Below are 24,808 nucleotides of genomic sequence, written 5' to 3' on the forward strand. Positions count from 1 at the left end.
CAACTCAGGGGTTACGCGCCAGATGCTCCGGCTGCAGCACACGCTTGGCGCCCAGGTAAGCCCTCTGCCAATAGGCCTTGGACAGGCTATCGAGCTTGACCGTGCCTCCCGTGGCCGGCGCATGGACGAAACGGCCCTCACCGACATAGATCCCGGCATGGCTGACCTGGGAGCCACCATTGGTGGCGAAGAAGATCAAATCGCCGCTCTGCAAGGCTTCCTTGCCGACATCCGGGGCACGCATGCCAATCATCTCGCGGGTGGAACGTGGCAGGGAAATGCCGGCGGCATCGCGGTAGACATAGCCAATCAGGCCACTGCAATCGAAACCCGAATCCGGTGTGTTACCGCCCCAGCGATAAGGTGTGCCCACCAGGCCAAGCGCCCGGAAGAGCACATCTTCGGCGGCCGGGGAAAAGGGTTGCGCGGGAGCAAAGACCACCGGAGCTCGCACTGGAGCAGGCGGCGGCGGAGTGCGGCTGGCGCACGCGCTGAGCAGCGCGGCAAAAAACATGAGGGCGAGGCGGGCCGACGTCGACATATGCAGAACAATCCTGATCTGGATGCGGCTTTTCTGCCGTGGGCATGAAAACAAATCCGCCTGCGGAGTACGCAGGCGGATTGCCATCAATCAATGATCTAGGATTCTAGCGGCTATACGGCAAACTTCAAGTAAGACTTTAAGTTTGCCTTACAAACTGTGTGCTTACTTGCGAGCAGTGACCACCGTCGGTGCCATGGCGAGGGCGCGCTTGGCTTCGATGAAGGTCTTGCTCCAGTAGCTGTCGCCCAGGCTGTCGATCCGCACACCACCGCTGCGGCGGCTGCTGGAATGGATGAACTGGTTGTCGCCCAGGTAGATACCGGCGTGGCTGACACGACCGCGACGACCGTTGGTGCTGAAGAACAGCAGGTCACCGGGTTCCAGTTGGTTGCGAGCCACCAGAGGGGCATTCACGTTGATCATTTCGCGAGTGGAACGCGGCAGGTTCATGCCGGCCTCTTCGCGGAACAGATAACCGATGAAACCGCTGCAATCGAAGCCGGCTTCAGAGGTACCGCCAAAACGGTAGCGGGTACCGATCAACGACATACCGCGTTCCAGGATGCTGTCGGCCAGTACTGGAAGCTGGTAAGGCTTGCTGCCGGCGAAGGCTGCGAGCTCTTTGTCGGAGGCCATTTCTTCCTGGAACGCAACGGAGGAAGACTGGGCGGTAACGGAGTTCTTGACCTGTGGTTGTTGCTCTTGCTGGGACACTGGGGAGTGGGCAGCGCAACCAAACAACAGGGTAACGAGTGCGAGAGGCACGAGGGGTGCGAAGCGATTTAGCATGGGCACGACCGTGGCTGAAGTAGTAAAGATGGCGAGACTATGCCTTCTATCAACCTCATTTGCAAATTCAATCGATGCAAATGTGACTTCTCGGTTTTACGTTTACATCTAAGCGCTTAAGCCCATTTTGAACGTCACGTGGCCTGCAGCCCAGCAGGACCGCGGGTTTCGCCGTGTCCAGAGCAGGCCAAGAGCCACTACCTGCAACGGTTCTACCAGCCCAGGGTTTCTTTCAAAAAAGGAATAGTCAGCTTGCGCTGGGCCTGGAGTGAGGCCTGATCGAGGCGTTCGAGCAGTTCGAACAACGCGCTCATGCTGCGGGTACCGCGGGTGAGGATGAAATGCCCGACTTCGTCGGTCAGGTGCAGGCCACGCCGGGACGCGCGCAGCTGCAAGGCACGAAGCTTGTCTTCGTCGGAAAGCGGGCGCATCTGGAAAATCAGCGCCAGGGTGAGACGGGACTTGAGGTCCGCCAGCTTCACCGGCAGCTCCCGTGGCGACGTCGAGGCGGCGATCAGCAAGCGCCGACCGCTATCACGCAACCGATTGAACAGGTGAAACAGCGCTTCTTCCCAGTCAGCCTTGCCGGCCACGGCCTGGAGATCGTCCAGGCAGACCAGTTCGTACTGCTCGAGGTTGTCGAGGATCTCAACGCCGCGATCGAGCAACTCGGCCAACGGCAGGTACACCGCAGGTTCGCCCAATTGCTCGAACCGCAGGCACGCGGCCTGCAACAGATGCGTGCGCCCTACCCCGTCCTTGCCCCACAGATAGATCAGGCTTTCGGTCCAGCCGGCGTCGGCTTCGCAAAGCCGCTCGACATAGCCGAGTGCAGCGGCATTGGCGCCTGGGTAGTAATTGATAAAGGTGGCGTCATCACGCAGACGCACACCTAGGGGCAGCTGAATCGGTTTCATGCTGACTGAACAGTTCCCAAGGAACCGTTAGTGGCCTCTGTGTAAAGTGCGCAAAGTTTATACCCGTGGCGCGGACCGCACAATGCGTCGGACCACGAGCAAAATCAAAGGTTTGCAGCGGCAAGACAGCGGAGCGACGGTTTCCCTGACGCTCCGCCCGACATTCGCCCTAAAGATCAGGGTCTTCGGCGCCGCTATAGATGTCCGAATCCTTGTACAAATCGTGCATATGACGCACCAGCACCATGATCACCGCCGCCACCGGCAGCGCCAGCAGGATCCCGGTGAAGCCGAACAACTCGCCCCCCGCCAGGATCGCGAAGATCACCGCCACCGGATGCAGGCCAATACGATCGCCCACCAGCAGCGGCGTCAGCACCATGCCCTCCAGGGCCTGACCGACCATGAACACCGCAACGATGCCCACCATCGGGTACAGGTCGCCGCCGAACTGGAACAATCCGGCGATCAATGCCGCGCCAATACCAATCACAAAGCCCATGTACGGCACGATGGCCGCCAGGCCGGCAATCAAGCCGATCAACAGCCCAAGCTCCAGTCCCACCAGCATCAGCCCGGCCGCATAGATGAAGCCCAGGGCCACCATCACCAGCAGTTGCCCGCGCACGAACGCCCCCAACACTTCGTGGCATTCGCCGGTCAGGGTCATGATGCGTTCTTCACGGTGACGCGGCAGCAGACTGCGAATCTTCGCCATCATCAGGTCCCAATCCCGCAGCAGATAGAAGGCCACGACTGGAATCAGCACCAGGTTCGCCAGCCAGCCGATCAACGCCAGGCCCGAGGCCGTGGCCTGGCTCAACACCACGCCAACGATGTCGGTGGTCTGGCCCATATGCTCGCTGATGGCCGCCTTGACCTTGTCGAACTTCCAGAAACCGTCCGCCAACCCCAGCTTCGACTGCACCCACGGCACCGCGCTGTGCTGCAACCAATCGAGCATCTGCGGCGCCAATTCGTACAGGCGCAGCAGTTGCTTGGCGAGCATCGGGATCAGCACCAGCAACAGTGCGCCCACAATCAAGGTGAACAGCGCAAATACCGCCACCACGCCCCAGGTCCGCGACAGGCCGAGTTTTTCCAGGCGATCCACTACCGGGTCGAACAGATAGGCCAACAGCAGCGCAACCAGGAACGGCGTCAGGATCGGATGCAGCAAATAGATAAGCGCAATCAGCAGGGCAACCCCGCCCAACCAGAACCAACGCCGCGTATCGCCCATGAACCACTCCTAGCTATATAAAGAAAGAAAACCTACCAGCGGAACCGCAGATTGGCTGCCGGCGCCGGCACAGGTGCTGCAACCGGGGCCGAACCATCGGCGGCGGGCGGCGCCACAGGCACTGGCGCGACGGCCTCGCCGGGCGGGATTTCCTGCAATTTCGCCAGGGCCAGTTGCGCCTTCAACTGCTCGGCGCTGCCGTTGACCCGATAGACGATCCGATCACCCTCAACCTGCTGCAACTGCCCACCAAATGGCTCGAGCAAACGCCCAAGCGCCGCGTACCGCTCAAGGTTCATGCCCTGCACTTCCAGCAACTGTTCAGTGGCCACGCCCGGCTTGGCGACGAAGCGCGGCGCCAGGCGCTGGTTCACCGCCAACATCACCGCGTCAGCCAGTGCGGCCGGATCGGCACCCTGGGCTGTGCCCTGCTCACGCTGATCGCCCAGCCACAGGCGCCAGGCCCCATGCCACTGCCCGCCCTCTTCCTTGGCGTGGACCGCCAGCAAGGCGTCTGTCGCGTAGCGCTCAGAGGCAGCGCGCAGAGGCGCCGGGTCGCTGCCTTCCAGGTTCGGTGCGGTGGCAACGATCTGCTCGCTCAAATCCGCCAGCGGCAAGTGCAATGCCAGCCCCCGATGCTGGGCGGCACGCCGCAATGGCGTGGCGCTGGCCTGGCCATCGCCCACCAGGCTGGAGCCCTCGACCGAGTCGTTCAGCCACCAGCCCAGGATCGATGGCCGGTTCGCGCTCCACAGCGACAAGCCTGCCGAACGCAATGCCCGGTCGGTGCTCGCCGGGTCGAAGTCCACCTTGAGGCTTTCCGGCGGGCCGGCGTCGTAGCCATATTGAAGAATGATCTGTTGCGGGTCCTTGCGCAGCGCCGCCAACCCGGGATTCTGGGCAGCCTTGGCGTCGCCGGTCAGGCGCAGGACCAGCGTATCCAGGGCGCGCAGCGTCGCCTGATTGCGCTCCTCCGGTGTCTGGCTGACGACCGGTTCGAGCACCTGATAGAGGCCATTGACGGTTTCGGCATGGCTCGCCAGGCTGATCAGCGACAAGCAGCCCACGGACAAGAATTTGAACAAACGCATGGAAGATTCCCGGACATAACGGCTGGAACAGGCCGTGTGAAGAAGATTGAGCATGGCTGTGACCACAGCACCCGGCAAAACATTCACACACCCGATGGAAGTTTCGCACGGTCATCACCATAACCGGTTACCGCTACACCTTATACAGACGCGCTACGCAGTACCAATATAAGAAATATCGGTTTTTTTCCGTGGATATGTCCCTGCCCGTCGGCGCGAGGATGGCCGCTGCCCCTCAAGCCTGATAAAATCGCGCGCCTTCGCAGACCGGCAATGGCTGGGCTCCCGGAATAATTCGTACAACGGTTATTCAATGGCCCCGGCGTCGGTCGTTACCCAGAAATCCCCCCTAAAGGCCTGGATCATGAGCAAGCAACCCTCCCTGAGCTACAAGGACGCCGGTGTAGACATCGACGCCGGTGAAGCATTGGTCGAACGCATCAAGAGCGTCGCCAAGCGCACTGCGCGTCCGGAGGTCATGGGCGGCCTGGGCGGTTTCGGCGCCCTCTGCGAGATCCCGGCCGGCTACAAGCAACCGGTCCTGGTCTCGGGCACCGACGGCGTCGGCACCAAGCTGCGCCTGGCCCTGAACCTGAACAAGCATGACAGCATCGGCATCGACCTGGTGGCCATGTGCGTGAACGACCTGGTGGTCTGCGGTGCCGAGCCGCTGTTCTTCCTCGACTACTACGCCACCGGCAAGCTCAACGTTGACACCGCCGCCCAGGTCGTGACCGGCATCGGCGCGGGCTGTGAGCTGTCCGGCTGCTCCCTGGTCGGCGGCGAAACCGCTGAAATGCCCGGCATGTACGAAGGCGAAGACTACGACCTGGCCGGCTTCTGCGTCGGTGTCGTGGAAAAGGCCGAGATCATCGACGGCTCGAAAGTCGCCGCTGGCGATGCCCTGCTCGCCCTGCCGTCCTCCGGCCCGCACTCCAATGGCTACTCGCTGATCCGCAAGATCATCGAAGTCTCGGGTGCCGACATCGAAAACACCCAGCTCGACGGCAAGCCACTGGCCGACCTGCTGATGGCCCCGACCCGCATCTACGTCAAGCCGCTGCTCAAGCTGATCAAGGACACCGGCGCCGTCAAGGCCATGGCCCACATCACCGGTGGTGGCCTGCTGGACAACATCCCGCGCGTGCTGCCAAAAGGTGCCCAGGCCGTGGTCGACGTGGCGAGCTGGACCCGCCCGGCGGTGTTCGACTGGCTGCAAGAGAAAGGCAATGTCGATGAAACCGAAATGCATCGCGTGCTGAACTGCGGCGTGGGCATGGTTATCTGCGTGGCCCAGGAACACGTCGAGACCGCCCTGAACGTATTGCGTGAAGCCGGCGAGCAGCCTTGGGTCATCGGCCAGATCGCTACCGCGGCCGAAGGCGCTGCACAGGTCGAGCTGAAAAACCTTAAGGCGCACTGATGTCCGCAACCTGTGACGTGGTGGTGCTGCTGTCCGGCACCGGCAGTAACTTGCAGGCCTTGATCGACAGCACGCGGACCGGCGACAGCCCGGTCCGTATCCGCGCGGTGATTTCCAACCGCGCCGATGCCTACGGCCTGCAACGCGCCAAGGACGCGGGTATCGACACCCGCGTCCTGGATCACAAGGCGTTCGAGGGCCGTGAAGCCTTCGACGCCGCGCTGATCGAACAGATCGACACCTTCAATCCGCAACTGGTGGTCCTCGCTGGCTTCATGCGCATCCTCAGCGCCGGCTTCGTGCGTCACTACCAGGGCCGCCTGTTCAATATCCACCCCTCGCTACTGCCCAAATACAAAGGGTTACACACTCACCAGCGCGCGCTGGAGGCCGGAGACACGGAGCACGGCTGCTCTGTGCACTTTGTCACCGAGGAACTCGATGGCGGACCACTGGTCGTACAGGCAGTAATACCGGTAGAGTTGCACGACACGCCGCAAAGCCTGGCGCAACGGGTTCACGCCCGCGAGCACCAGATCTACCCGATGGCCGTGCGTTGGTTTGCCGAAGGAAGGCTGACCCTCGACGATCGCGGAGCCTCACTGGACGGCCAGTTGCTCGCCGCCAGCGGCCATTTGATTCGATACTAGGAGATTTTATGCGTCGCGCCCTGCTCTTCGCTTGCGCTCTGCTTGCCCTGCCCCTGGCACAGGCTTCGGAACTACAACCGTTCTCCGCCAGCTACACCGCCGACTGGAAACAGTTGCCCATGAGCGGCACCGCCGAGCGCAGCCTGACCAAGGAAGCCAACGGCACCTGGAAGCTGAGCTTCAAGGCTTCGATGATGATCGCCAGCCTGACCGAAGAAAGCACCCTGACCCTGGATAAGGACACGCTGCTGCCACAGTCCTACCACTTCGAACGTGGTGGCCTGGGCAAGGCCAAGAAGGCCGACCTGGACTTCGACTGGAACACCAAGATGGTCACCGGCACCGATCGCGGCGACGCGGTCAAGCTGCCGCTCAACCGTGGCATGGTCGATAAATCCACCTATCAACTGGCCCTGCAGCACGACGTGGCGGCCGGCAAGAAAAGCATGAGCTATCAGGTCGTCGATGATGGCGAGGTCGATACCTATGACTTCCGCGTGCTGGGTTCGGAAAAAGTCGACACCAAGGCCGGCCAGATCGACGCCATCAAGGTCGAGCGCGTGCGCGACCCGACGCAAAGCAAGCGCATCACCGTGCTCTGGTTCGCCAAGGACTGGGATTACCTGCTTGTACGCCTGCAACAGGTCGAGACCGACGGCAAGGAGTACAACATCATGCTCCTGGACGGCACGGTCAACGGCAAGGCTGTGAAAGGCAGCTGATCGACGCCGACAACAAGAAGCCCCGCCGATGCGGGGCTTTTTATTGCCCGGATTTCATGACCACCCACAGGGGTTGCGCTTTCACTCAGGTTTGCCGCTGCAACATGAAAATTTCTTCATGAAAAACCACCTGCGACCGAATGCCGCGCACTGCCTGGCCTGCAGGACGGATGCACTTTCCATGAAAACTTCTTAACGCGCCGAAGCATTTACTTAGCACGCTACCAAAATCTATAACAAAGTCCTGCACACGCCTTGCTGCAGATAACAGAGATTGGAGCTTGCAAGATGACTGTGAAAGTAACTGAACGCGACGACGCCCACATGTCCCACGAAGGGATTGCCGCCGGTATCCGGATCTGGGATGTGCATCAACAGGATCTGCTGGTGGGAATGTTCCACTCCGAAACGGACGCTCACAGCTACAAGGCCGAACTGGAGCGTGAGGAATGGCAGCGCTCGCGTGAGACCGCAGAATCCTGAACGACACAAACCCCTATGGGACTTGTGCCTGTGGGAGCAAAGCTTGCTCGCCATAGCAGAGTATCAGGCAACATTTTTACCGGCTGACACTCCGCTATCGCGAGCAAGCTTTGCTCCCACAGATCTCATAGATCCCTACAGATATTCCCTCAGGCCTTCCACAGGCTTTGTGTTTAGCTTGCTGTCCGGCTTACCACATCAAATCATCAGGAATCTGATACGCCGCGTACGGATCATCGGCATCCACTTCTTCGGTCTGGGTGTTGAGCTGGACGATGCGCTGGGGGTCGCGCTCCTGGATCTTCAGGGCCGCCTCGCGCGGGATCACTTCGTAACCGCCGGCATGGTGGACAATCGCCAGCGAGCCACTGCTCAGCTTGTTGCGCATCAGAGTGTTGACCGAGATGCGTTTGACCTTCTTGTCGTCGACGAAGTTGTAATAGTCCTCAGTAGTCAGCTTCGGCAGGCGCGAGACTTCGATCAATTGCTTGATCTGCGCGGCCCGAGCCTTCTGCTCGACCTTTTCCTGCTGCTGACGGTTGAGTTCCTGGTCGCGCTTGACCTTCTCGGCCATGGCCTCCTGGGCGGCGCGCTGCTGGGAGTCATCCAGTTCGATCTGGCCTTTATGGGCCAGGCGTTGCTGCTTCTGTTTCTCTTTGCCGACCTGCTTGGCCTGCTTTTGGTTGACCAGCCCTGCTTTGAGCAACTGGTCGCGAAGGGAAAGGCTCATGGTGCTTACTCACTTAGGCAACGGCCTCAGCCACAGCTGGGCAAATTCTTTTCCTGACGTTTGGCTTCGCCCCACAAGGCGTCCAACTCTTCGAGGGTGCAATCTTCCATGGGACGGTGGGTGTCGCGCAATGCCTGTTCGATAAATCGGAACCGCCGCTCGAACTTTCCGTTGGCGCCACGCAGGGCGGTTTCCGGGTCCACTTTCAAGTGACGAGCCAGGTTAACCACACTGAACAGCAGATCGCCGATCTCATCGCTGATGGCCACCGGATCGTTGTCGGCCATGGCTTCGAGCACTTCGTCCAGTTCCTCCCGCACCTTGTCGAGCACCGGCAACGGGCCTGGCCAGTCGAAACCGACCTGAGCCGCACGCTTTTGCAGCTTCGCTGAACGGGACAACGCCGGCAGCGCTCCCGGCACGTCGTCGAGCAATGACAACTGCTCGGGTGCCGTGGCTTTCTCGGCCCGTTCCTCTGCCTTGATTTCTTCCCAGCGCTGCTTGACCTGTTCTTCGCTCAGGCGCGGGATATCCACGGGCGCATACAGGTCACCGGTAGGAAACACATGGGGATGGCGACGGATCAGCTTGCGGGTGATGCTGTCGACCACACCGGCAAATTCGAAGCGGTTTTCTTCCCGGGCCAGTTGGCTGTAATACACCACCTGGAACAACAGGTCGCCCAACTCGCCCTGCAAGTGATCGAAATCGCCGCGCTCGATGGCATCGGCCACTTCGTAGGCTTCTTCCAGGGTATGAGGGACGATGGTCGCGTAGGTTTGCTGGATGTCCCACGGGCAGCCGTACTGCGGGTCCCGCAGGCGGTTCATCAGGTGGAGCAGGTCTTCAAGGCTGTACATCAATCCATCCCATCACAAATCACCCTATGGGAAATAATCCAATGGAAGCAAGTCAATAGGAGTGAACCTGTGGGAGCAAAGCTTGCTCCCACAGACTTTGCTCCCACAGGCTCCCACATTTGCGGACTGCGCTTAACCTGGCGTCCGGTTGCGCCGGGTCTCGATGATGTTCGGCAACTGGGAAATCCGCCCCAGCAACCGCCCCAGCGCATCCAGCCCCGGAATCTCGATGGTCAGGGACATCAGCGCGGTGTTGTCTTCCTTGTTCGAACGGGTGTTGACCGCCAACACGTTGATCCGCTCGTTCAGCAACACCTGAGACACGTCACGCAACAGACCTGATCGGTCGTAGGCGCGGATGACGATGTCCACCGGATAGGTGAGCACCGGCACCGGGCCCCAACTGACCTGGATGATCCGCTCCGGCTCGCGACCGGCCAGTTGCAGCACCGAGGCACAGTCCTGGCGGTGAATGCTCACGCCACGGCCCTGGGTGATGTAGCCGACGATCGCATCCCCCGGCAGTGGCTGGCAGCAGCCCGCCATCTGGGTCATCAGGTTGCCCACGCCCTGGATCTGGATATCGCCGCGCTTGCCCGGCTTGTAGCCGGTAGCCTTGCGCGGAATCAGCTCCAGTTGCTCGTTGCCCCGCTCCGGCTCCACCAGTTGCTGGGCCAGGTTGACCAACTGCGCCAGGCGCAGATCGCCGGCACCGAGGGCGGCGAACATGTCCTCGGCGGTTTTCATATTGGCTTTTTCGGCCAGCTTGTCGAAATCCACCTGCGGCAGGCCCAGGCGACCGAGTTCACGCTCGAGCAGGGTCTTGCCGGCGGCGACGTTCTGGTCGCGAGCCTGCAACTTGAACCAGTGGACGATTTTCGCCCGCGCCCGCGAGGTGGTGATGTAGCCCAGGTTCGGGTTCAGCCAGTCGCGGCTCGGCGTACCGTGCTTGCTGGTGATGATCTCGACCTGCTCACCGGTCTGCAGGCTGTAGTTGAGCGGCACGATCCGCCCGTTGATCTTGGCGCCACGGCAGTTGTGGCCGATCTCGGTGTGAACCCGGTAGGCGAAGTCCAGTGGCGTCGCGCCCTTGGGCAGGTCGATGGCGTGGCCGTCGGGGGTGAAGATATAGACCCGGTCCGGCTCGATATCGACCCGCAGCTGTTCGGCCAGGCCACCAATGTCACCCAGCTCCTCATGCCACTCGAGCACCTGACGCAGCCAGGAGATTTTCTCTTCATAGTGATTGGACCCGGACTTGACGTCGGTGCCCTTGTATTTCCAGTGGGCGCAGACGCCCAGCTCGGCCTCCTCGTGCATGGCGTGGGTGCGGATCTGCACTTCCAGCACCTTGCCCTCGGGGCCGATCACTGCAGTGTGTAGCGAGCGATAGCCGTTTTCCTTGGGATTGGCGATGTAGTCGTCGAACTCCTTCGGAATGTGCCGCCACAAGGTATGGACGATCCCCAGCGCGGTGTAGCAGTCGCGCATTTCCGGGACCAGGACGCGAACGGCGCGAACGTCGTAGATCTGGCTGAATTCCAGGCCTTTGCGCTGCATTTTTCGCCAGATCGAGTAGATGTGCTTGGCCCGGCCACTGATGTCGGCTACCACGCCGGTGGCCTGCAGTTCTTCTCGCAACTGGGTCATCACATCGGTGATGAAGCGCTCGCGATCCAGGCGCCGCTCATGCAGCAGCTTGGCGATCTGCTTGTACTGATCGGGCTCCAGGTAGCGGAAGGACAGGTCCTCCAGCTCCCACTTGATGTGACCGATGCCGAGACGGTGGGCCAGGGGTGCATAGATGTCGAACACCTCCCGGGCGACGCGATTGCGTTTTTCGTCATCGGCGGACTTCACGGCGCGGATCGCACAGGTGCGTTCGGCCAGCTTGATCAGCGCGACACGCACGTCGTCGACCATCGCCACCAACATCTTGCGCAGGTTTTCCACCTGGCCCTGGGTGCCCAGCACCATGGACTGGCGCGGGCTGAGGCTGGCACTGATGGCCGCCATGCGCAGCACGCCGTCGATCAGCTTGGCCACCACCATGCCGAAGCGCTGGCTGACCACCGGTAGCTGGATCTGCCCTTCGCGCACGCCGCGGTATAGCACCGCCGCCACCAGCGAATCCTGGTCGAGCTTGAGGTCAGCGAGAATTTCGGCGATCTCCAGGCCCGTCTGGAAACTCGAGGTGCCTTCGGACCACAGGTTCTTCGCCGCGTTATGTTGCTGCTCCGCCTCACGAGCGAACTCGCAGGCGGCCTTCAAGGCTTCGCGATCCAGAGCCATGTCGACGCTGACCGCATGATCGAGCCAAGCCTCGAGATTGATACTGCCGTCGGTGTTGATCGGCTGGTGTGCTCTCACCTGTACCATCTTTACTTACCTTCCCTACGACGCAGATTCAATGCGTCAACTTCGCTGACCTTCATGCCCGTGTTTGCGCCCAGGGCTGTGGCGAGTTGGCACGAACGGGTCAGTCGGACAAGCCATCCTGGCTCGCTTCAAATAACGCCATGGCCTCGACATGCGCCGTTTGAGGAAACATATCGAGAATCCCGGCACGTTTTAACCGGTAGCCCTGCTTGATCAGTTCGACCGTATCCCGGGCCAAAGTTGCCGGGTTGCACGAAACATAAACCAACCGTTTGGCACCCAGGGACGACAGCTTGCGCACCACCTCGAAAGCACCGTCACGGGGTGGGTCCAAGAGTACCGCAGAAAAGCCCTCGCCGATCCATTCGGCATCAGCCAGAGGCTGGGATAAATCGGCCTGAAAAAAAGCAGTGTTATTCAAATTGTTGCTGACGGCATTGGCCGCCGCACGCTCCACCATGGTCTGCACGCCTTCGACGGCCACTACCTGGCGCACGCTTTTGGCCAGCGGCAAGGCAAAGTTGCCCAGGCCGCAGAACAGATCCAGCACCCGCTCCTCGGCTTGCGGCGCCAGCCATTGCAGGGCCTGGGCGATCATCGCCTCGTTGACCCCGGCGTTCACCTGGATGAAATCCCCCGGCCGGTAAGCCAGCTCGAGGTCCCAGGCATCCAGGCGAAACCCAAGGGCCTGCCCAGGCTCCACCGGTTGCGGCTCACCTTCACCGTGCAGCCACAACTGGGCTTCATGGAACGCACAGAAGTCCTTGAGGATCGTCAGGTCGGCCTCCGACAGCGGCGCCATGTGGCGCAGCAATACCGCGAGGGACGAACCGGCGAACAACTCCACATGCCCCAGCGCCTGGGGTTTGCTCAAGCGACGCAGCATTTCCGGCAGACGGCTCATGATCGGCTGCAAGGGCTGTACCAGCACCGGGCAATCACCGATGGCAACGATGTCCTGGCTGCCGACGGCGCGGAAACCGACTTCGAGTTTTTTCGCTTTCTGGTCCCAGCGCACCGCCACCCGGGCGCGACGCCGGTAACCGAACTCCGGTCCGCTCAGGGGCGCGGCCCATTCCTCTGGCACCACCCCAGCCACCCGAGACAACTGCTCGGCGAGCATGCGCTGTTTCAGGGCGAGTTGTTCGTCATGGGGCAAATGTTGGACGCTGCATCCGCCACAACGACCGGCATGGATGCACGGCGCCGCACGACGCAGTTCACTGGGCAGGAACACCCGCTCGGTGCGTGCCTCGACCACTTTGCCATGGGCACCGAGCACCCGCGCCTCGACTTCTTCGCCGGCCAGGGCGCCGATGACAAACCAGGTGCGCCCCTCGACAAAGGCGATGCCCCGGCCATCGTTGGCCAGGCGTTCGATGGTCAAACGCTGCTTTTTACCGGTGGGCACTTGCGGGGCCCGGCTTCCGCCGCTGGGTTGGAAGCGCAAGCCTCTTTCTTGCTTGGCCATCAGTTGGGCGCGTCGAAAATGCCGGTCGACAGGTAACGGTCGCCACGGTCGCAGATGATCGCGACGATCACCGCATTTTCAACTTCCTTGGACAGACGCAGCATCCCCGCCACGGCACCGCCCGAAGACACGCCACAGAAAATGCCTTCTTCGCGAGCCAGACGACGGGTCACGTCCTCGGCTTCGCTCTGGGCCATGTCGATGATGCGGTCCACGCGCTCGGCCTGGTAGATCTTCGGCAGATATTCCTCCGGCCAGCGACGAATGCCTGGAATGGCCGAACCTTCCATCGGTTGCAGGCCGATGATCTGCACGTTCGGGTTCTGTTCTTTCAGATAGCGCGAGGTGCCCATGATGGTGCCGGTGGTGCCCATCGAGCTGACGAAATGGGTGATGGTGCCGTCGGTCTGGCGCCAGATCTCAGGGCCGGTGGTGGTGTAGTGGGCCTCGGGATTGTCGCCGTTGGCGAACTGGTCCAGCACCTTGCCACGACCCTCGGCCTGCATGCGCTCGGCCAGGTCCCGGGCACCCTCCATGCCCTCCTCCTGAGTCACCAGGATCAACTCGGCACCGTAGGCCGTCATCGCCGCCTTGCGCTCGGCGCTGGAGTTGTCGGGCATGATCAGGATCATCTTGTAGCCCTTGATCGCCGCTGCCATCGCCAGGGCAATACCGGTGTTGCCGGAGGTCGCCTCGATCAGCGTGTCGCCGGGCTGGATCTGCCCGCGCAATTCGCCACGGGTGATCATCGACAGCGCCGGCCGGTCCTTGACCGAACCCGCCGGGTTATTCCCTTCGAGCTTGAGCAAAAGCGTATTGGTGGTCACGCCGGGCAAGCGTTGCAAACGGACCAGCGGAGTGTTGCCGACGCAATCGGCGATGGTTGGGTACTGCAGAGTCATGGCGTATTCGCAATCCGGACTGCGGGGGCGCCTATCATACCGGCAAACCTGGCCAGGCCATATCACGCAAAGTAAGGGGGTTATGGCTTATGGGAATAAGCGAGGCGAAAGCCGAGCACGCGCTTAGCTTTCCCTCGATGGCTATCCCATGGACCGCGCCCCCATCGCCTTGTGAATTTTACGAAGATCGCCCGCCCGCAAATCGCTACACTGCGCAGGTAATGCGTGCCGGATGCGCGCACCGCTCAATCAGACGCTGGATGCAGGAGACAAGTGTGCTCAAGAAACTGGGAATCAAAGGCCGCGTGCTGTTGCTGACCCTGTTGCCAACCAGCCTGATGGCGCTGGTCCTGGGCGGCTATTTCACCTGGATGCAGCAATCGGACCTGCACGCCCAGTTGTTGCAACGTGGCGAGATGATCGCCGAACAACTTGCGCCACTGGTCGCCCCAGCCATGAGCCGCCAGGACACCGATCTGCTGGAGCGCATCGCCACCCAGTCCCTCGAACAGGCGGACGTGCGCGCCGTAACCTTTCTCGCCCCCGACCGCATACCACTGGCCCACGCTGGCCCGACCATGCTCAACCGGGCACCGGAGGGCAACAGCACGCAGCTACTGCAACGCACTGGCAACGACGCCACGCGCTACCTGCTGCCGGTATTCGGCAAGCACCGCAACCTGGCGGGCGAACTGATTCCCGAAGAAGCCGACCGCCTGTTGGGCTGGGTCGAGTTGGAGTTGTCCCACAGCGGCATGTTGCTGCGTGGCTATCGCAGCCTGTTCGCCAGCCTGCTGCTGATCGCCGCCGGCCTGTGCCTGACCGGGTTGCTGGCCCTGCGCATGGGCCGCACGATCAACCGTCCACTGAGCCAGATCAAGCAGGCCGTGGCGCAACTCAAGGACGGTCACCTGGAAACCCGCCTGCCGCCGCTGGGCAGCCAGGAGCTGGACGAACTGGCCTCGGGCATCAACCGCATGGCCAGTACCTTGCAGAACGCCCAGGAAGAATTGCAGCACAGCATCGACCAGGCCACCGAAGACGTACGCCAGAACCTGGAAACCATCGAGATCCAGAACATCGAGCTGGACCTGGCCCGCAAGGAAGCCCTGGAAGCGAGCCGGATCAAATCCGAGTTCCTGGCGAACATGAGCCATGAAATCCGCACACCGCTCAACGGCATCCTCGGTTTTACCCACCTGTTGCAGAAAAGCGAACTGACCCCGCGCCAGCTCGACTACCTGGGCACCATCGAGAAATCCGCCGACAGCCTGCTGGGGATCATCAACGAGATCCTCGACTTTTCGAAGATCGAGGCCGGCAAGTTGGTGCTCGACAGCATTCCGTTCAACCTGCGCGACCTGCTGCAAGACACCCTGACCATCCTCGCCCCCGCCGCCCATGCCAAGCAGTTGGAACTGGTGAGCCTGGTCTACCGGGACACGCCGCTGTCGCTGGTGGGCGATCCGCTGCGCCTCAAGCAGATCCTGACCAACCTGGTGAGCAACGCCATCAAGTTCACCCGCGAGGGCACCATCGTCGCCCGGGCCATGCTCGAAGACGAACACGAAGACAGCGTGCAGTTGCGCATCAGCATCCAGGACACGGGTATCGGCCTGTCCAACCAGGATGTGCGAGCGCTGTTCCAGGCGTTCAGCCAGGCTGACAACTCACTGTCGCGGCAACCGGGGGGCACCGGGTTGGGCCTGGTGATTTCCAAGCGCCTGGTGGAACAGATGGGCGGGGAGATCGGCGTCGACAGCACACCGGGCGAAGGCTCGGAGTTCTGGATCAGCCTGCGCCTGCCCAAGACCCGCGACGATGCCGAGGACCTGCCCGGCCCGCCGTTGCTGGGCCGGCGCGTGGCGGTGCTGGAGAATCACGAACTGGCCCGTCAGGCCTTGCAGCACCAGCTCGAAGACTGCGGCCTGCAAGTGACGCCGTTCAACACCCTGGAAAGCCTGACCAACGGCATCACCGTCGCCCACCAGACCGATCAGGCGATCGACCTGGCCGTGCTGGGCATCACCAGCAACGACATGCCACCGGAGCGCCTCAACCAACACATCTGGGACCTTGAGCACCTGGGCTGCAAAGTACTCGTGCTGTGCCCCACCACCGAACAGACCCTGTACCACCTCTCGGTGCCCAACCCTCACAGCCAGCTCCAGGCCAAGCCGGCCTGCACCCGCAAGTTGCGCCGCGCGCTTTCCGACCTGGTCAACCCGCGCCCGACCCGCAGCGAACCCCACGAGCCGGTTTCCAGCCGCGCCCCGAAAGTTCTGTGCGTGGACGACAACCCGGCCAACCTGCTGCTGGTGCAGACCCTGCTCGAAGACATGGGCGCCAAGGTGCTGGCCGTGGAAAGCGGCTATGCGGCGGTCAAGGCCGTGCAGAAGGAAACCTTCGACCTGGTCTTGATGGACGTGCAGATGCCCGGCATGGACGGTCGCCAGAGCACCGAGGCGATCCGCCAGTGGGAAAGCGAGCGGCACTGCACGCCGCTGCCGATCGTCGCCCTCACCGCCCACGCCATGGCCAACGAAAAGCGTGCCCTGCTGCAAAGCGGCATGGACGACTACCTGACCAAACCCATCAGCGAGCGGCAACTGGCCCAGGTGGTGCTCAAATGGACTGGCCTGGCCCTGCGCAACCAGTCACCGGAGCGCAGCGGCGATGCCCAGGGCGGCAGCGAACTGCTGGTGCTCGATCACGAAGAAGGCCTGCGCCTGGCCGCCGGCAAGGCCGACCTGGCGGCGGACATGCTGGCGATGCTGCTGGCGTCCCTGGAAGCCGACCGCGAAGCGATCCGCCAGGCCAGCGAGGCCAACGATCACAACGCACTGATCGAACGCGTCCACCGCCTGCACGGCGCCACCCGCTACTGCGGCGTACCGCAATTGCGGGCGGCCTGCCAGCGCAGCGAAACCCTGCTCAAGCAACAGGATCCCAAGGCCACCGCCGCCCTGGAAGAATTGGAGCGGGCCATCAACCGCCTGGCCAGCGAGGCCCGTATCAGCGCCTGATCCAGGGCAAGATCCAGGGAACCGGAATCGCTGAAAATCCACGTTCCGACAGCTCCTACGGGCTTTTTTTTTCTGCCAGGAGGCCGCCATGCGCGTGATTTTTTTCAGCAGCCAGACCTACGACCGCGACAGTTTCACCAAGGCCCCGACACCCGCAGGTCTTCAATTGCAATTTCAGCCCGCCCGTCTGAACCTCGACACCGTGGCCCTGGCCGAACGGCATGAAGTGGTGTGCGCCTTCATCAACGATGACCTCAGCGCCCCGGTGCTGGAGCGGCTGGCCGAAGGCGGCACGCGGCTGATCGCCCTGCGCTCGGCCGGCTACAACCACGTCGACCTGCTCGCCGCCCAGCGCCTGGGCTTGAGCATCGTCCGGGTGCCGGCCTACTCGCCCCATGCCGTGGCCGAACATGCCGTGGCGTTGATCATGGCCCTCAATCGCTGCCTGCACCGCGCCTACAACCGCACCCGAGACGGCAATTTCAGCCTCCATGGGCTGACCGGGTTCGACCTGGTGGGCAAGACCGTCGGGGTGATCGGCACCGGGCAGATCGGCGCGACGTTCGCACGGATCATGGCCGGCTTCGGCTGCCAGTTGCTGGCCTATGACCCCTACCCCAACCCGCAGGTCGAAGCCTTGGGCGCCCGCTACCTGCCCTTGGCCGAGCTGCTCGCGCAGGCGCAGATCATCAGCCTGCATTGCCCGCTCAATAAACAAAGCCGACACCTGATCAACGCCCGATCGCTTGCTGCGATGCAACGCGGCGCCATGCTGATCAATACCGGGCGCGGCGGCCTGGTGGACACACCGGCCTTGATCGAGGCGTTGAAAAGCGGCCAGTTGGGCTACCTGGGCCTGGATGTGTACGAGGAAGAAGCCCAGCTGTTTTTCAAGGACCGCTCCGACCTGCCCTTGCAGGACGACGTGCTGGCCCGGCTGTTGACCTTCCCCAACGTGATCGTCACCGCCCACCAGGCGTTCCTGACCCATGAGGCCTTGGCGGCGATTGCCATGACCACCCTGGACAACATCGCCGCCTGGGCCGCCGGCACGCCGCAAAACCTGGTAGACAGCTAAACCTTGAGCCGGCACAAACCCTGTGGGAGCGAGCTTGCTCGCGATAGCGGTGTGTCAGTCAACATCGATACTGACTGGTCCGCCGCCTTCGCGAGCAAGCTCGCTCCCACAGGGTGGAGTTTCGTCGGTCAGATCCCTTATGGAGCATCCAAAGCCATGCCCCGTGCTAGCATGTCGCGCCTATTTGGAGGACCCATGGCCGAACACGATTTCCGCTACACCCTGATGAACCCTCAGCACACCTTGACCGAAGTCCGCGCGCTGGCGCCGGGCCGCTACCAGGTCACGGGCAATGGCGGTTCGATCCAGGCCAACGATGTGTTGCTCGTCACGCTCAAGGGCAGCAAGGACTTGTCCATGCGCCTGACCGTGGACACCGTGCGGCACCTGCTCAAGCCCATGGGCCAATGGACGGCCATGACCACCGGCCCGGTGTTCGGCGAACTGGCGATCCACACCTGGCAGGTCAACTGCGACAGCTGCGCCAAGGAACTGAGCTTCGAATTCGCCGTGGATGCCAAGCTCGGCGTCAAGGCCGAAAAACCGGCCGCCACCGCGCGAATCGCCGAACTGGGCTGGACCACCGTGGGTGAAAAACACCTATGCCCGAAATGCCAGGAAGCCGCCTGATGAAACGTTTGGCCCTGTCCGCGTTGATCGGCATGAGCCTGATGGGCTGTGCCGCTGAACCTGTGCAGCTGCAACATAACCGCAGCTACATCCTGGAGTGGATCGGTGAGCGGCCATTGATGGACTACAGCCACCTGACCATCACCCTTGGGGATGACGGTCGCGCCTATGGCAACGGCGGCTGCAACCACTGGTTCGCGCCCTACACCCTGGAAGGCCACCGCTTGAGCTTCGGCAAGATCGGCAGCACACGCAAACTCTGCGCCCCGGCGGTGATGGAGCAAGAAACGCGCTTCTTGCAGGCCCTGGAAAAGGTCGAGCGCTGGGACATCTCACCCATCGAGCAAATACGCTTCTGGCCAGCCCAGGGCAAGCCGCTGCGTTGGTGGCTGGAAGAGGGCTGAGCTCCGGCCCCACTTGATCGTTCCCATGCTCCGCGTGGGAACGCCTCTGGGGACGCTCCGCGTTCCGCTTTTGGGACGCAGAGCGTCCCGGGCTGCATTCCCACGCGGAGCGTGGGAACGATCATCACTTGAGCGCCTGCAACGCCTCAAGCTTGGCCATCACCCCCGCCGCCGTCTGCTCCCCCAGCAACTGCTCGCGCACCTTGCCCTTGTTATCGATGATGTACGTCACCGGTAGCCCTTCGCTGCGAGGAAGGTCGAAGATCTCGGCCGGATCCCGGGCCAGCACCGTGAAGCGAATCCCCATCTTGTCGCTGGCACTCTTGAGTTCTTCGCCCTGCACCTGGTCGAAGTTGACCCCGAACACACCGACATTGCGGCCCTTGAGCTGTTCGGCCAAGGCATTGAATTCCGGGATTTCGGTACGGCACGGCGCGCACCATTCGGCCCAGTAGTTGAGCACCACCCATTGTTTGTCCAGCCGCTGCGAGGCAATGGCCTGGCCGTTCTGGTCCACGCCGTAGTCGTTCCCGCAGCCGGCGAGCAACAAAATGCCGATGAATGTCAGTGCCGCCGTCAATCGCCTTGCCATGTGCCAATCCTTGTCTGAATGTGAACGCTGCTGCGACCCGTCGCCTCTCTCAGGTGCTAGGGGCTTCGCGGCACAGTAGAATAGCCGCCACCTTACGCAAGATGCGACCCACTCATGACCGATCTGACGCTTTATCACAACCCGCGCTGCTCGAAATCCCGCGGTGCGCTGGAACTGTTGGAGGCCCGTGGCCTGACGCCCACCGTGGTCCGCTACCTGGAAACCCCGCTCGACGCCGCGCAACTGGAACGCCTGCTGGGCAAGCTCGGCATCACCGCCCGGCAATTGCTGCGCACCAGCGAGGACGAGTACAAGGATCTGAACCTGGCCGACGAAAGCCTGAGCCAGGCCCAGTTGATCGCGGCCATCGCCGCCCACCCGAAACTCATGGAACGGCCGATTCTGGAAGCCGGGGAAAAGGCCGTGATCGGCCGTCCGCCGGAGAAGATCCTGGAGATCCTGCCGTGACCACGCCGTACATCCTGGTGTTGTATTACAGCCGCAGCGGCTCCACCAACGAAATGGCCCGGCAGATCGCCCGTGGTGTCGAGCAGGCCGGGCTGGAAGCCAGGTTGCGTACGGTGCCGGCAATTTCTGCCGAGTGCGAAGCGGTTTCGCCGGACATCCCTGAACAAGGCCCGCTCTACGCCAGCCTCGATGACCTGAAGAACTGCGCTGGCCTGGCCTTGGGCAGCCCGACCCGTTTCGGCAACATGGCCGCGCCGCTCAAATACTTTCTCGACGGCACCAGCAACCTGTGGCTGACCGGCGCCCTGGTGGGCAAACCGGCCGGGGTGTTCACCTCCACCGCGAGCCTGCACGGCGGCCAGGAAACCACCCTGCTGTCGATGATGCTGCCGCTGCTGCACCACGGCATGCTGATCACCGGCCTGCCCTACAGCGAATCGGCCCTGATCGACACCCAGGGCGGTGGCACGCCCTACGGCCCGAGCCATCACGCCGGGGCCGACGGCAAAAGCGGCTTGAACGAACATGAGGTCGCCCTGTGCCGCGCCTTGGGTTTGCGCCTGGCGAAAACCGCCCTGTTGCTGGAGAACGGCCGTGGCTAAGAAGCCGAAGATCCTGCCTTCGATCCAATGGCTGGAACCGCGCGTACGCATCGCCCGCATCCTCAGCCTGCTGTGCTTTTTCGGCCTGGTGGGGTTGCTCAGCGCCTACTACCTGCGGATCGCCGACCTGCACGGCGCACGCCCCTGGGTCATTCTGCTGATCGAACTGGTGCCGCTGCTGATACTCGCCCCCGGCATGCTCACCGGCAGCGCCCGCGGACACTCGTGGATGTGCTTCGTGGTGAACCTGTATTTCATCAAGGGCGCACTGGCAGCCTACGACCCCAACCGACAGTTGTTCGGCGTGCTGGAAATGGCGGCGAGCGTGGCGGTGTTCTGCTCGGCGTTGTTGTATGTGCGGTGGCGGTTTCAGTTGAATCGGCGGTTGGCTGGCGAGGGAGAGGTCTCCGTCGCCTGATAGGCCGCCATCGCGAGCAAGCTCGCTCCCACAGGGTTTTGTGAACGCCAAAGATCCAGTGTGGGAGCGAGCTCGCTCGCGATGGGCGCGACGCGGTCTCAATGATTGACGGTATACGCCAGCATCATCGAAATCTGCGACATCGGCCGTCCGCCACTCTGTTCATGCCACTGGTTGAAGGCATTCTGCACCGTCGCCAGGTCCCGCTGGCTGGTGGGGACTTTGTCGATGATCTCCTGGGCATTGAGCGCCGCCACTACGTCATAACTGGGCGTGAAGGTGTCCTTGCCCATCATGCGCAGGAAGCGCGGTGCCGACAGGCCGCCCAACTGATGGCCGTGTTTTTTCAGATAGGTCCACAGGCCGACGATGTCGGTCACTGGCCAGTCGGCGACCAGCGCGCCGAAGCTGCCCTTTTCATGGGCCACGTCCAGGATCAGTTGCGCGTTGCGCGGCACGCTCTTGAGCTTGCCCAGGTGGCGGATGATCCGCGTATCCTGCATCAATCGCTCCAGATGCTCAGCCCCCATCAACACGACTTTTTCCGGGTCGAACTTGAAGAACACTTCCTCGAACGCCGGCCACTTGGCGTCCACCAGGCTGTGCTTGAGCCCGGCGCGGAAGACCCGCAGCGCCATGGTCGAGAGGTAGCGATCGTCGCTGATCTTGCGCAGTTGCGCCGGGGTCTTGGGCACCGGCAGACGGGCTTCCAGTTCAGCCGCCGAACCGAAGCGGTTCAGACAGTACTCGTGCAGCCACTTGTAATCGCGCATGCCCTCTCCTGGGGGTTAGAAATGAAAACGGCGCTTGAAAGCGCCGTAATAACTATCGGTAGAGTCAGAGATTCACCACATTGACGAACCGCGGCGTGGCGTTTTCATCGATGCGCAGGTTGGTGAAGTCAAACAGGTTGCGGTCCGCCAGTTGCGACGGAATGACGTTCTGCAAGCCGCGGAAAATGCTCTCGGTACGGCCCGGCGTCTTGCGTTCCCACTCCTGGAGCATCTCCTTGACCACCTGGCGTTGCAGGTTTTCCTGGGAGCCGCACAGGTTGCAGGGGATGATCGGGAATTGCTTGAAATCCGAATAGGCCTGGATGTCTTTCTCGCTGCAATAGGCCAGCGGGCGGATCACCACGTTGCGCCCGTCATCGGCGCGCAGCTTGGGCGGCATGGCCTTGAGCGAGCCGTTGTAGAACATGTTCAGGAAGAAGGTCTCGACGATGTCGTCGCGATGGTGCCCCAGGGCCATCTTGGTCGCACCGATCTCGTCGGCGAAGGTGTAGAGCGTTCCGCGCCGCAGGCGTGAGCACAGCGAACAGGTGGTCTTGCCTTCGGGAATCAGTTCCTTGACCACCGAATAGGTGTCTTTCTCGACGATGTGATATTCCACACCCAGCGACTCAAGGTAGGCCGGCAGCACATGCTCGGGGAACCCGGGCTGCTTCTGGTCCATGTTCACCGCGACGATGTCGAACTTGATCGGCGCAACCTTCTGCAGATGCATCAGCACATCGAGCAAGGTGTAGCTGTCCTTGCCGCCGGACAGGCAGACCATGACCTTGTCGCCGTCCTCGATCATGTTGAAATCGGCGACCGCCTCACCGGCCTGGCGGCGCAGGCGCTTTTGCAGTTTGTTCTGGTTGACCGTAAGAGTGCCCATGACGCGAAATCCGTGAGGTGTGACGAAAGGCCGGCATTTTACGCAAAAAATCCGCCGTCGGCGAAGGCTGATGACAGGCACTTTTGTGGCGAGACCATTGTGGGAGCAAAGCTTGCTCGCGAAAACAGACGGCTCGGTTTCTGAAAGACCGCATCTCTTCCATCGCGGGCAAGCCTTGCTCCCACAAGGTGAATTTCTTTGCCAGGGTTGTGTACAGACCCATCGGCGATTAGCACCACGACCTAGAGCGCGATTTGCTCTAAGCCCCCCATCCCCCTCGGGGTGACTCCTTTCTATACTGCGACATAAGGTCGCACACACTTACAGACCTTTACTTACCCGGCCATTTGGCCCGTAGGCGCTCCGTTGGGGGGCGATGGCAATAACAAAGGAGTGACTGACTATGATCTCTCATGTCGTGGGGCTCTTTACCCACCCTGATCAAGAATGGAAAGAAATCCGTGGCGACCAGGAGGAAAGCATCAGCCACATGTACCTCACCCACACGCTGATCCTGGCGGCCATTCCCGCGGTTTCGGCGTTCATCGGCACCACACAGGTGGGATGGGTCATCGGCAATCGTGCACCGGTCATGCTTACCCAGGAAAGTGCGCTGTGGATGACCGTCATGTCGTACCTGGCCATGTTGGGCGGTGTGGCAGTGATGGGCGCCTTCATCCACTGGATGGCCCGCACTTATGACGCCAATCCGAGCCTGGCCCGTTGCGTCGCGTTCGCCACCTACACCGCGACACCTTTGTTCATCGGCGGCCTGGCGGCGCTCTACCCGCACATGTGGCTGGGAATGATCGTCGGTACAGCGGCGATCTGCTACACGGTCTACCTGCTGTATGTGGGCTTGCCGACGTTCATGAATATTCCCCAGGACGAAGGTTTTCTGTTTTCCAGTTCGGTGCTCGCCGTCGGCCTGGTGGTACTGGTGGCCATCATGGCGTTCACGGTGATTGTCTGGGGGCTCGGCGTCGGCCCGATCTATACCAATTGAAGGAATGAAAAGGTCCCGATAGTACCCTCCAATAAAAACAGGATCTGCCGACACAGGCCGCCGCAAGGCGGCCTTCCTGTGTTTGAGCCGCTCGAAACGACCACTGGGCGCCTGGACGATTCGCAACGGCCGACGCTTGCGGCATACTCGGGCTTCTGGAGACCCGTAAAGCATGCTCGAGCAACTCAATACCCGCGTCGAAGAGTGTTACCAACAAGCCGAATCCTTTTTCAAACGTCCCTTCAAACGCCCGGTGGTCAGCTTCAAATTGCGTGGCCAGAAGGCCGGTGTCGCGCACCTGCATGAGAATCTGCTGCGCTTCAATCCACAGTTGTACCGGGAAAACGCCGAAGACTTCCTCAAGCAGACCGTTGCCCATGAAGTCGCGCACCTGATCGCCCATCAACTGTTTGGCGAACGCATCCAGCCCCATGGCGAGGAATGGCAACTGATCATGCGCGGGGTGTACGAACTGCCGCCCAACCGCTGCCACACCTACGAAATCAAACGCCGCAGCGTGACCCGCTACATCTACAAATGCCCCTGCGACGGCAGCGACTTCCCGTTCTCGGCCCAGCGCCACAGCCTGGTGCGCCAGGGGCGACGGTATTTGTGCCGTAGCTGCCGCAATACCTTGGTGTTCAGTGGAGAAACCCGGGTCGAGTAGCAGGATTTTGTAGTGTCAGGGGCAGGCCTCATCGCGAGCAAGCTCGCTCCC

Annotated in this window: 26 protein-coding genes; 13 read left to right on the forward strand and 13 right to left on the reverse strand. The window is 61.9% G+C overall.

Going from position 1 to position 24,808, the window contains the following annotated elements; genetic code table 11:
* Positions 1-4: 4 nt before the first annotated feature.
* From KI235_RS22695 to KI235_RS22715, 5 genes are all read right to left on the reverse strand, one after another.
* Positions 5-541 (reverse strand): C40 family peptidase, encoded by a 537-nt coding sequence (locus KI235_RS22695; RefSeq protein WP_003204647.1) that lies wholly within the window; start codon positions 539-541, stop codon positions 5-7.
* A 165-nt stretch (positions 542-706) separates the two neighbouring features.
* Positions 707-1,333 (reverse strand): NlpC/P60 family protein, encoded by a 627-nt coding sequence (locus tag KI235_RS22700; protein ID WP_003204649.1) that lies wholly within the window; start codon positions 1,331-1,333, stop codon positions 707-709.
* 212 nt (positions 1,334-1,545) lie between these two features.
* Complete coding sequence (gene hda, locus KI235_RS22705) at positions 1,546-2,250, reverse strand: DnaA regulatory inactivator Hda (RefSeq protein ID WP_003178999.1); 705 nt, start codon at positions 2,248-2,250, stop codon at positions 1,546-1,548.
* Between the two features lie 169 nt (positions 2,251-2,419).
* A complete protein-coding gene (locus tag KI235_RS22710) occupies positions 2,420-3,493 on the reverse strand; it encodes an AI-2E family transporter (protein ID WP_003204655.1) in 1,074 nt (357 codons plus the stop codon).
* Positions 3,494-3,525: 32 nt separating this feature from the next.
* Positions 3,526-4,584, reverse strand: coding sequence for a DUF2066 domain-containing protein (locus KI235_RS22715; protein ID WP_003204656.1), 1,059 nt, complete (start codon positions 4,582-4,584; stop codon positions 3,526-3,528).
* 364 nt (positions 4,585-4,948) lie between these two features.
* On the opposite strand from KI235_RS22715, the gene purM reads away from it, so the two are divergent.
* The 4 genes from purM (at position 4,949) to KI235_RS22735 (ending at position 7,862) form a co-directional block, all read left to right on the forward strand.
* Complete coding sequence (gene purM, locus KI235_RS22720; protein ID WP_003204658.1) at positions 4,949-6,007, forward strand: phosphoribosylformylglycinamidine cyclo-ligase; 1,059 nt, start codon at positions 4,949-4,951, stop codon at positions 6,005-6,007.
* The gene (gene purN / locus KI235_RS22725; RefSeq protein WP_003204660.1) at positions 6,007-6,657 is read left to right on the forward strand and encodes a phosphoribosylglycinamide formyltransferase; all 651 of its coding nucleotides are present in this window, start codon (positions 6,007-6,009) and stop codon (positions 6,655-6,657) included. Before purM ends, purN begins: the two co-directional genes overlap by 1 nt.
* An 8-nt stretch (positions 6,658-6,665) precedes the next feature.
* Positions 6,666-7,379 carry a DUF3108 domain-containing protein gene (locus tag KI235_RS22730; protein WP_003204662.1) on the forward strand — a complete coding sequence of 238 codons (714 nt, stop codon included), beginning with the start codon at positions 6,666-6,668 and terminating at the stop codon, positions 7,377-7,379.
* 288 nt (positions 7,380-7,667) lie between these two features.
* Positions 7,668-7,862, forward strand: coding sequence for a hypothetical protein (locus tag KI235_RS22735; protein WP_003204666.1), 195 nt, complete (start codon positions 7,668-7,670; stop codon positions 7,860-7,862).
* A gap of 190 nt (positions 7,863-8,052) precedes the next feature.
* Here the strand turns inward: KI235_RS22735 and KI235_RS22740 are convergent, their stop codons facing one another.
* The 5 genes from KI235_RS22740 to cysM form a co-directional block, all read right to left on the reverse strand.
* Positions 8,053-8,592 carry a DUF2058 domain-containing protein gene (locus tag KI235_RS22740; protein ID WP_003204668.1) on the reverse strand — a complete coding sequence of 180 codons (540 nt, stop codon included), beginning with the start codon at positions 8,590-8,592 and terminating at the stop codon, positions 8,053-8,055.
* 26 nt (positions 8,593-8,618) lie between these two features.
* On the reverse strand, positions 8,619-9,452 hold the full coding sequence (gene mazG / locus KI235_RS22745; RefSeq protein ID WP_013694066.1) for a nucleoside triphosphate pyrophosphohydrolase: 834 nt from the start codon (positions 9,450-9,452) through the stop codon (positions 8,619-8,621).
* A gap of 132 nt (positions 9,453-9,584) precedes the next feature.
* Positions 9,585-11,831 carry a GTP diphosphokinase gene (relA, locus tag KI235_RS22750; protein ID WP_039013726.1) on the reverse strand — a complete coding sequence of 749 codons (2,247 nt, stop codon included), beginning with the start codon at positions 11,829-11,831 and terminating at the stop codon, positions 9,585-9,587.
* A 100-nt stretch (positions 11,832-11,931) separates the two neighbouring features.
* Positions 11,932-13,302, reverse strand: coding sequence for a 23S rRNA (uracil(1939)-C(5))-methyltransferase RlmD (gene rlmD / locus KI235_RS22755; protein WP_013694067.1), 1,371 nt, complete (start codon positions 13,300-13,302; stop codon positions 11,932-11,934).
* A complete protein-coding gene (gene cysM / locus KI235_RS22760; RefSeq protein ID WP_003204682.1) occupies positions 13,302-14,204 on the reverse strand; it encodes a cysteine synthase CysM in 903 nt (300 codons plus the stop codon). The genes rlmD and cysM overlap by 1 nt, the downstream gene beginning before the upstream one ends.
* 275 nt (positions 14,205-14,479) lie before the next feature.
* On the opposite strand from cysM, the gene KI235_RS22765 reads away from it, so the two are divergent.
* The 4 genes from KI235_RS22765 (at position 14,480) to KI235_RS22780 (ending at position 19,342) form a co-directional block, all read left to right on the forward strand.
* On the forward strand, positions 14,480-17,230 hold the full coding sequence (locus KI235_RS22765; RefSeq protein WP_013694068.1) for a response regulator: 2,751 nt from the start codon (positions 14,480-14,482) through the stop codon (positions 17,228-17,230).
* Positions 17,231-17,318: 88 nt separating this feature from the next.
* Positions 17,319-18,308 (forward strand): 2-hydroxyacid dehydrogenase, encoded by a 990-nt coding sequence (locus KI235_RS22770; protein WP_013694069.1) that lies wholly within the window; start codon positions 17,319-17,321, stop codon positions 18,306-18,308.
* A 195-nt stretch (positions 18,309-18,503) separates the two neighbouring features.
* On the forward strand, positions 18,504-18,938 hold the full coding sequence (locus tag KI235_RS22775) for a hypothetical protein (RefSeq protein ID WP_003204688.1): 435 nt from the start codon (positions 18,504-18,506) through the stop codon (positions 18,936-18,938).
* Positions 18,938-19,342 (forward strand): META domain-containing protein, encoded by a 405-nt coding sequence (locus tag KI235_RS22780; protein ID WP_003204689.1) that lies wholly within the window; start codon positions 18,938-18,940, stop codon positions 19,340-19,342. The genes KI235_RS22775 and KI235_RS22780 overlap by 1 nt, the downstream gene beginning before the upstream one ends.
* Before the next feature lie 124 nt (positions 19,343-19,466).
* On the opposite strand, the gene KI235_RS22785 is transcribed toward KI235_RS22780, so the two are convergent.
* On the reverse strand, positions 19,467-19,934 hold the full coding sequence (locus tag KI235_RS22785; protein WP_003204690.1) for a TlpA disulfide reductase family protein: 468 nt from the start codon (positions 19,932-19,934) through the stop codon (positions 19,467-19,469).
* Positions 19,935-20,048: 114 nt separating this feature from the next.
* On the opposite strand from KI235_RS22785, the gene arsC reads away from it, so the two are divergent.
* From arsC to KI235_RS22800, 3 genes are read left to right on the forward strand one after another with little or no spacing between them, the layout of a single operon-like run.
* A complete protein-coding gene (gene arsC, locus KI235_RS22790) occupies positions 20,049-20,402 on the forward strand; it encodes an arsenate reductase (glutaredoxin) (RefSeq protein WP_003204694.1) in 354 nt (117 codons plus the stop codon).
* The gene (gene wrbA / locus KI235_RS22795) at positions 20,399-21,004 is read left to right on the forward strand and encodes an NAD(P)H:quinone oxidoreductase (protein WP_003204695.1); all 606 of its coding nucleotides are present in this window, start codon (positions 20,399-20,401) and stop codon (positions 21,002-21,004) included. Before arsC ends, wrbA begins: the two co-directional genes overlap by 4 nt.
* Entirely contained in the window at positions 20,997-21,422 is a 426-nt protein-coding gene (locus KI235_RS22800) for a DUF2069 domain-containing protein (RefSeq protein WP_039013728.1), read from the forward strand. The genes wrbA and KI235_RS22800 overlap by 8 nt, the downstream gene beginning before the upstream one ends.
* 98 nt (positions 21,423-21,520) lie before the next feature.
* Here KI235_RS22800 and KI235_RS22805 read toward each other — a convergent pair whose 3' ends face one another.
* Both KI235_RS22805 and ttcA read right to left on the reverse strand, forming a co-directional pair.
* On the reverse strand, positions 21,521-22,195 hold the full coding sequence (locus KI235_RS22805; protein ID WP_003204697.1) for a DNA-3-methyladenine glycosylase I: 675 nt from the start codon (positions 22,193-22,195) through the stop codon (positions 21,521-21,523).
* Positions 22,196-22,259: 64 nt separating this feature from the next.
* The gene (gene ttcA, locus KI235_RS22810) at positions 22,260-23,084 is read right to left on the reverse strand and encodes a tRNA 2-thiocytidine(32) synthetase TtcA (RefSeq protein WP_003204698.1); all 825 of its coding nucleotides are present in this window, start codon (positions 23,082-23,084) and stop codon (positions 22,260-22,262) included.
* Between the two features lie 403 nt (positions 23,085-23,487).
* Here ttcA and KI235_RS22815 point away from each other — a divergent pair, with 403 nt between their 5' ends.
* Positions 23,488-24,090 carry a Yip1 family protein gene (locus tag KI235_RS22815; protein ID WP_003204699.1) on the forward strand — a complete coding sequence of 201 codons (603 nt, stop codon included), beginning with the start codon at positions 23,488-23,490 and terminating at the stop codon, positions 24,088-24,090.
* A gap of 172 nt (positions 24,091-24,262) precedes the next feature.
* Positions 24,263-24,757, forward strand: coding sequence for a SprT family zinc-dependent metalloprotease (locus tag KI235_RS22820; protein ID WP_003204703.1), 495 nt, complete (start codon positions 24,263-24,265; stop codon positions 24,755-24,757).
* Positions 24,758-24,808: the final 51 nt, after the last annotated feature.

The organism is Pseudomonas sp. St386 (assembly GCF_018325865.1).
Classification (GTDB): Bacteria; Pseudomonadota; Gammaproteobacteria; order Pseudomonadales; family Pseudomonadaceae; genus Aquipseudomonas; species Aquipseudomonas brassicacearum.

What these genes read in the sequence shown, in the direction of transcription:
- KI235_RS22815 (WP_003204699.1), top strand. Translation starts at nt 23,488, where the DNA reads ATGATCTCTCATGTCGTGGGGCTCTTTACCCACCCTGATCAAGAATGG.
- KI235_RS22820 (WP_003204703.1), top strand. Translation starts at nt 24,263, where the DNA reads ATGCTCGAGCAACTCAATACCCGCGTCGAAGAGTGTTACCAACAAGCC.
- hda (WP_003178999.1), bottom strand. Translation starts at nt 2,250, where the DNA reads ATGAAACCGATTCAGCTGCCCCTAGGTGTGCGTCTGCGTGATGACGCC.
- KI235_RS22715 (WP_003204656.1), bottom strand. Translation starts at nt 4,584, where the DNA reads ATGCGTTTGTTCAAATTCTTGTCCGTGGGCTGCTTGTCGCTGATCAGC.
- KI235_RS22735 (WP_003204666.1), top strand. Translation starts at nt 7,668, where the DNA reads ATGACTGTGAAAGTAACTGAACGCGACGACGCCCACATGTCCCACGAA.
- KI235_RS22775 (WP_003204688.1), top strand. Translation starts at nt 18,504, where the DNA reads ATGGCCGAACACGATTTCCGCTACACCCTGATGAACCCTCAGCACACC.
- KI235_RS22700 (WP_003204649.1), bottom strand. Translation starts at nt 1,333, where the DNA reads ATGCTAAATCGCTTCGCACCCCTCGTGCCTCTCGCACTCGTTACCCTG.
- KI235_RS22710 (WP_003204655.1), bottom strand. Translation starts at nt 3,493, where the DNA reads ATGGGCGATACGCGGCGTTGGTTCTGGTTGGGCGGGGTTGCCCTGCTG.
- rlmD (WP_013694067.1), bottom strand. Translation starts at nt 13,302, where the DNA reads ATGGCCAAGCAAGAAAGAGGCTTGCGCTTCCAACCCAGCGGCGGAAGC.
- arsC (WP_003204694.1), top strand. Translation starts at nt 20,049, where the DNA reads ATGACCGATCTGACGCTTTATCACAACCCGCGCTGCTCGAAATCCCGC.
- KI235_RS22770 (WP_013694069.1), top strand. Translation starts at nt 17,319, where the DNA reads ATGCGCGTGATTTTTTTCAGCAGCCAGACCTACGACCGCGACAGTTTC.
- KI235_RS22780 (WP_003204689.1), top strand. Translation starts at nt 18,938, where the DNA reads ATGAAACGTTTGGCCCTGTCCGCGTTGATCGGCATGAGCCTGATGGGC.
- purN (WP_003204660.1), top strand. Translation starts at nt 6,007, where the DNA reads ATGTCCGCAACCTGTGACGTGGTGGTGCTGCTGTCCGGCACCGGCAGT.
- KI235_RS22740 (WP_003204668.1), bottom strand. Translation starts at nt 8,592, where the DNA reads ATGAGCCTTTCCCTTCGCGACCAGTTGCTCAAAGCAGGGCTGGTCAAC.
- relA (WP_039013726.1), bottom strand. Translation starts at nt 11,831, where the DNA reads ATGGTACAGGTGAGAGCACACCAGCCGATCAACACCGACGGCAGTATC.
- mazG (WP_013694066.1), bottom strand. Translation starts at nt 9,452, where the DNA reads ATGTACAGCCTTGAAGACCTGCTCCACCTGATGAACCGCCTGCGGGAC.
- KI235_RS22730 (WP_003204662.1), top strand. Translation starts at nt 6,666, where the DNA reads ATGCGTCGCGCCCTGCTCTTCGCTTGCGCTCTGCTTGCCCTGCCCCTG.
- ttcA (WP_003204698.1), bottom strand. Translation starts at nt 23,084, where the DNA reads ATGGGCACTCTTACGGTCAACCAGAACAAACTGCAAAAGCGCCTGCGC.
- purM (WP_003204658.1), top strand. Translation starts at nt 4,949, where the DNA reads ATGAGCAAGCAACCCTCCCTGAGCTACAAGGACGCCGGTGTAGACATC.
- KI235_RS22695 (WP_003204647.1), bottom strand. Translation starts at nt 541, where the DNA reads ATGTCGACGTCGGCCCGCCTCGCCCTCATGTTTTTTGCCGCGCTGCTC.
- KI235_RS22805 (WP_003204697.1), bottom strand. Translation starts at nt 22,195, where the DNA reads ATGCGCGATTACAAGTGGCTGCACGAGTACTGTCTGAACCGCTTCGGT.
- cysM (WP_003204682.1), bottom strand. Translation starts at nt 14,204, where the DNA reads ATGACTCTGCAGTACCCAACCATCGCCGATTGCGTCGGCAACACTCCG.
- KI235_RS22785 (WP_003204690.1), bottom strand. Translation starts at nt 19,934, where the DNA reads ATGGCAAGGCGATTGACGGCGGCACTGACATTCATCGGCATTTTGTTG.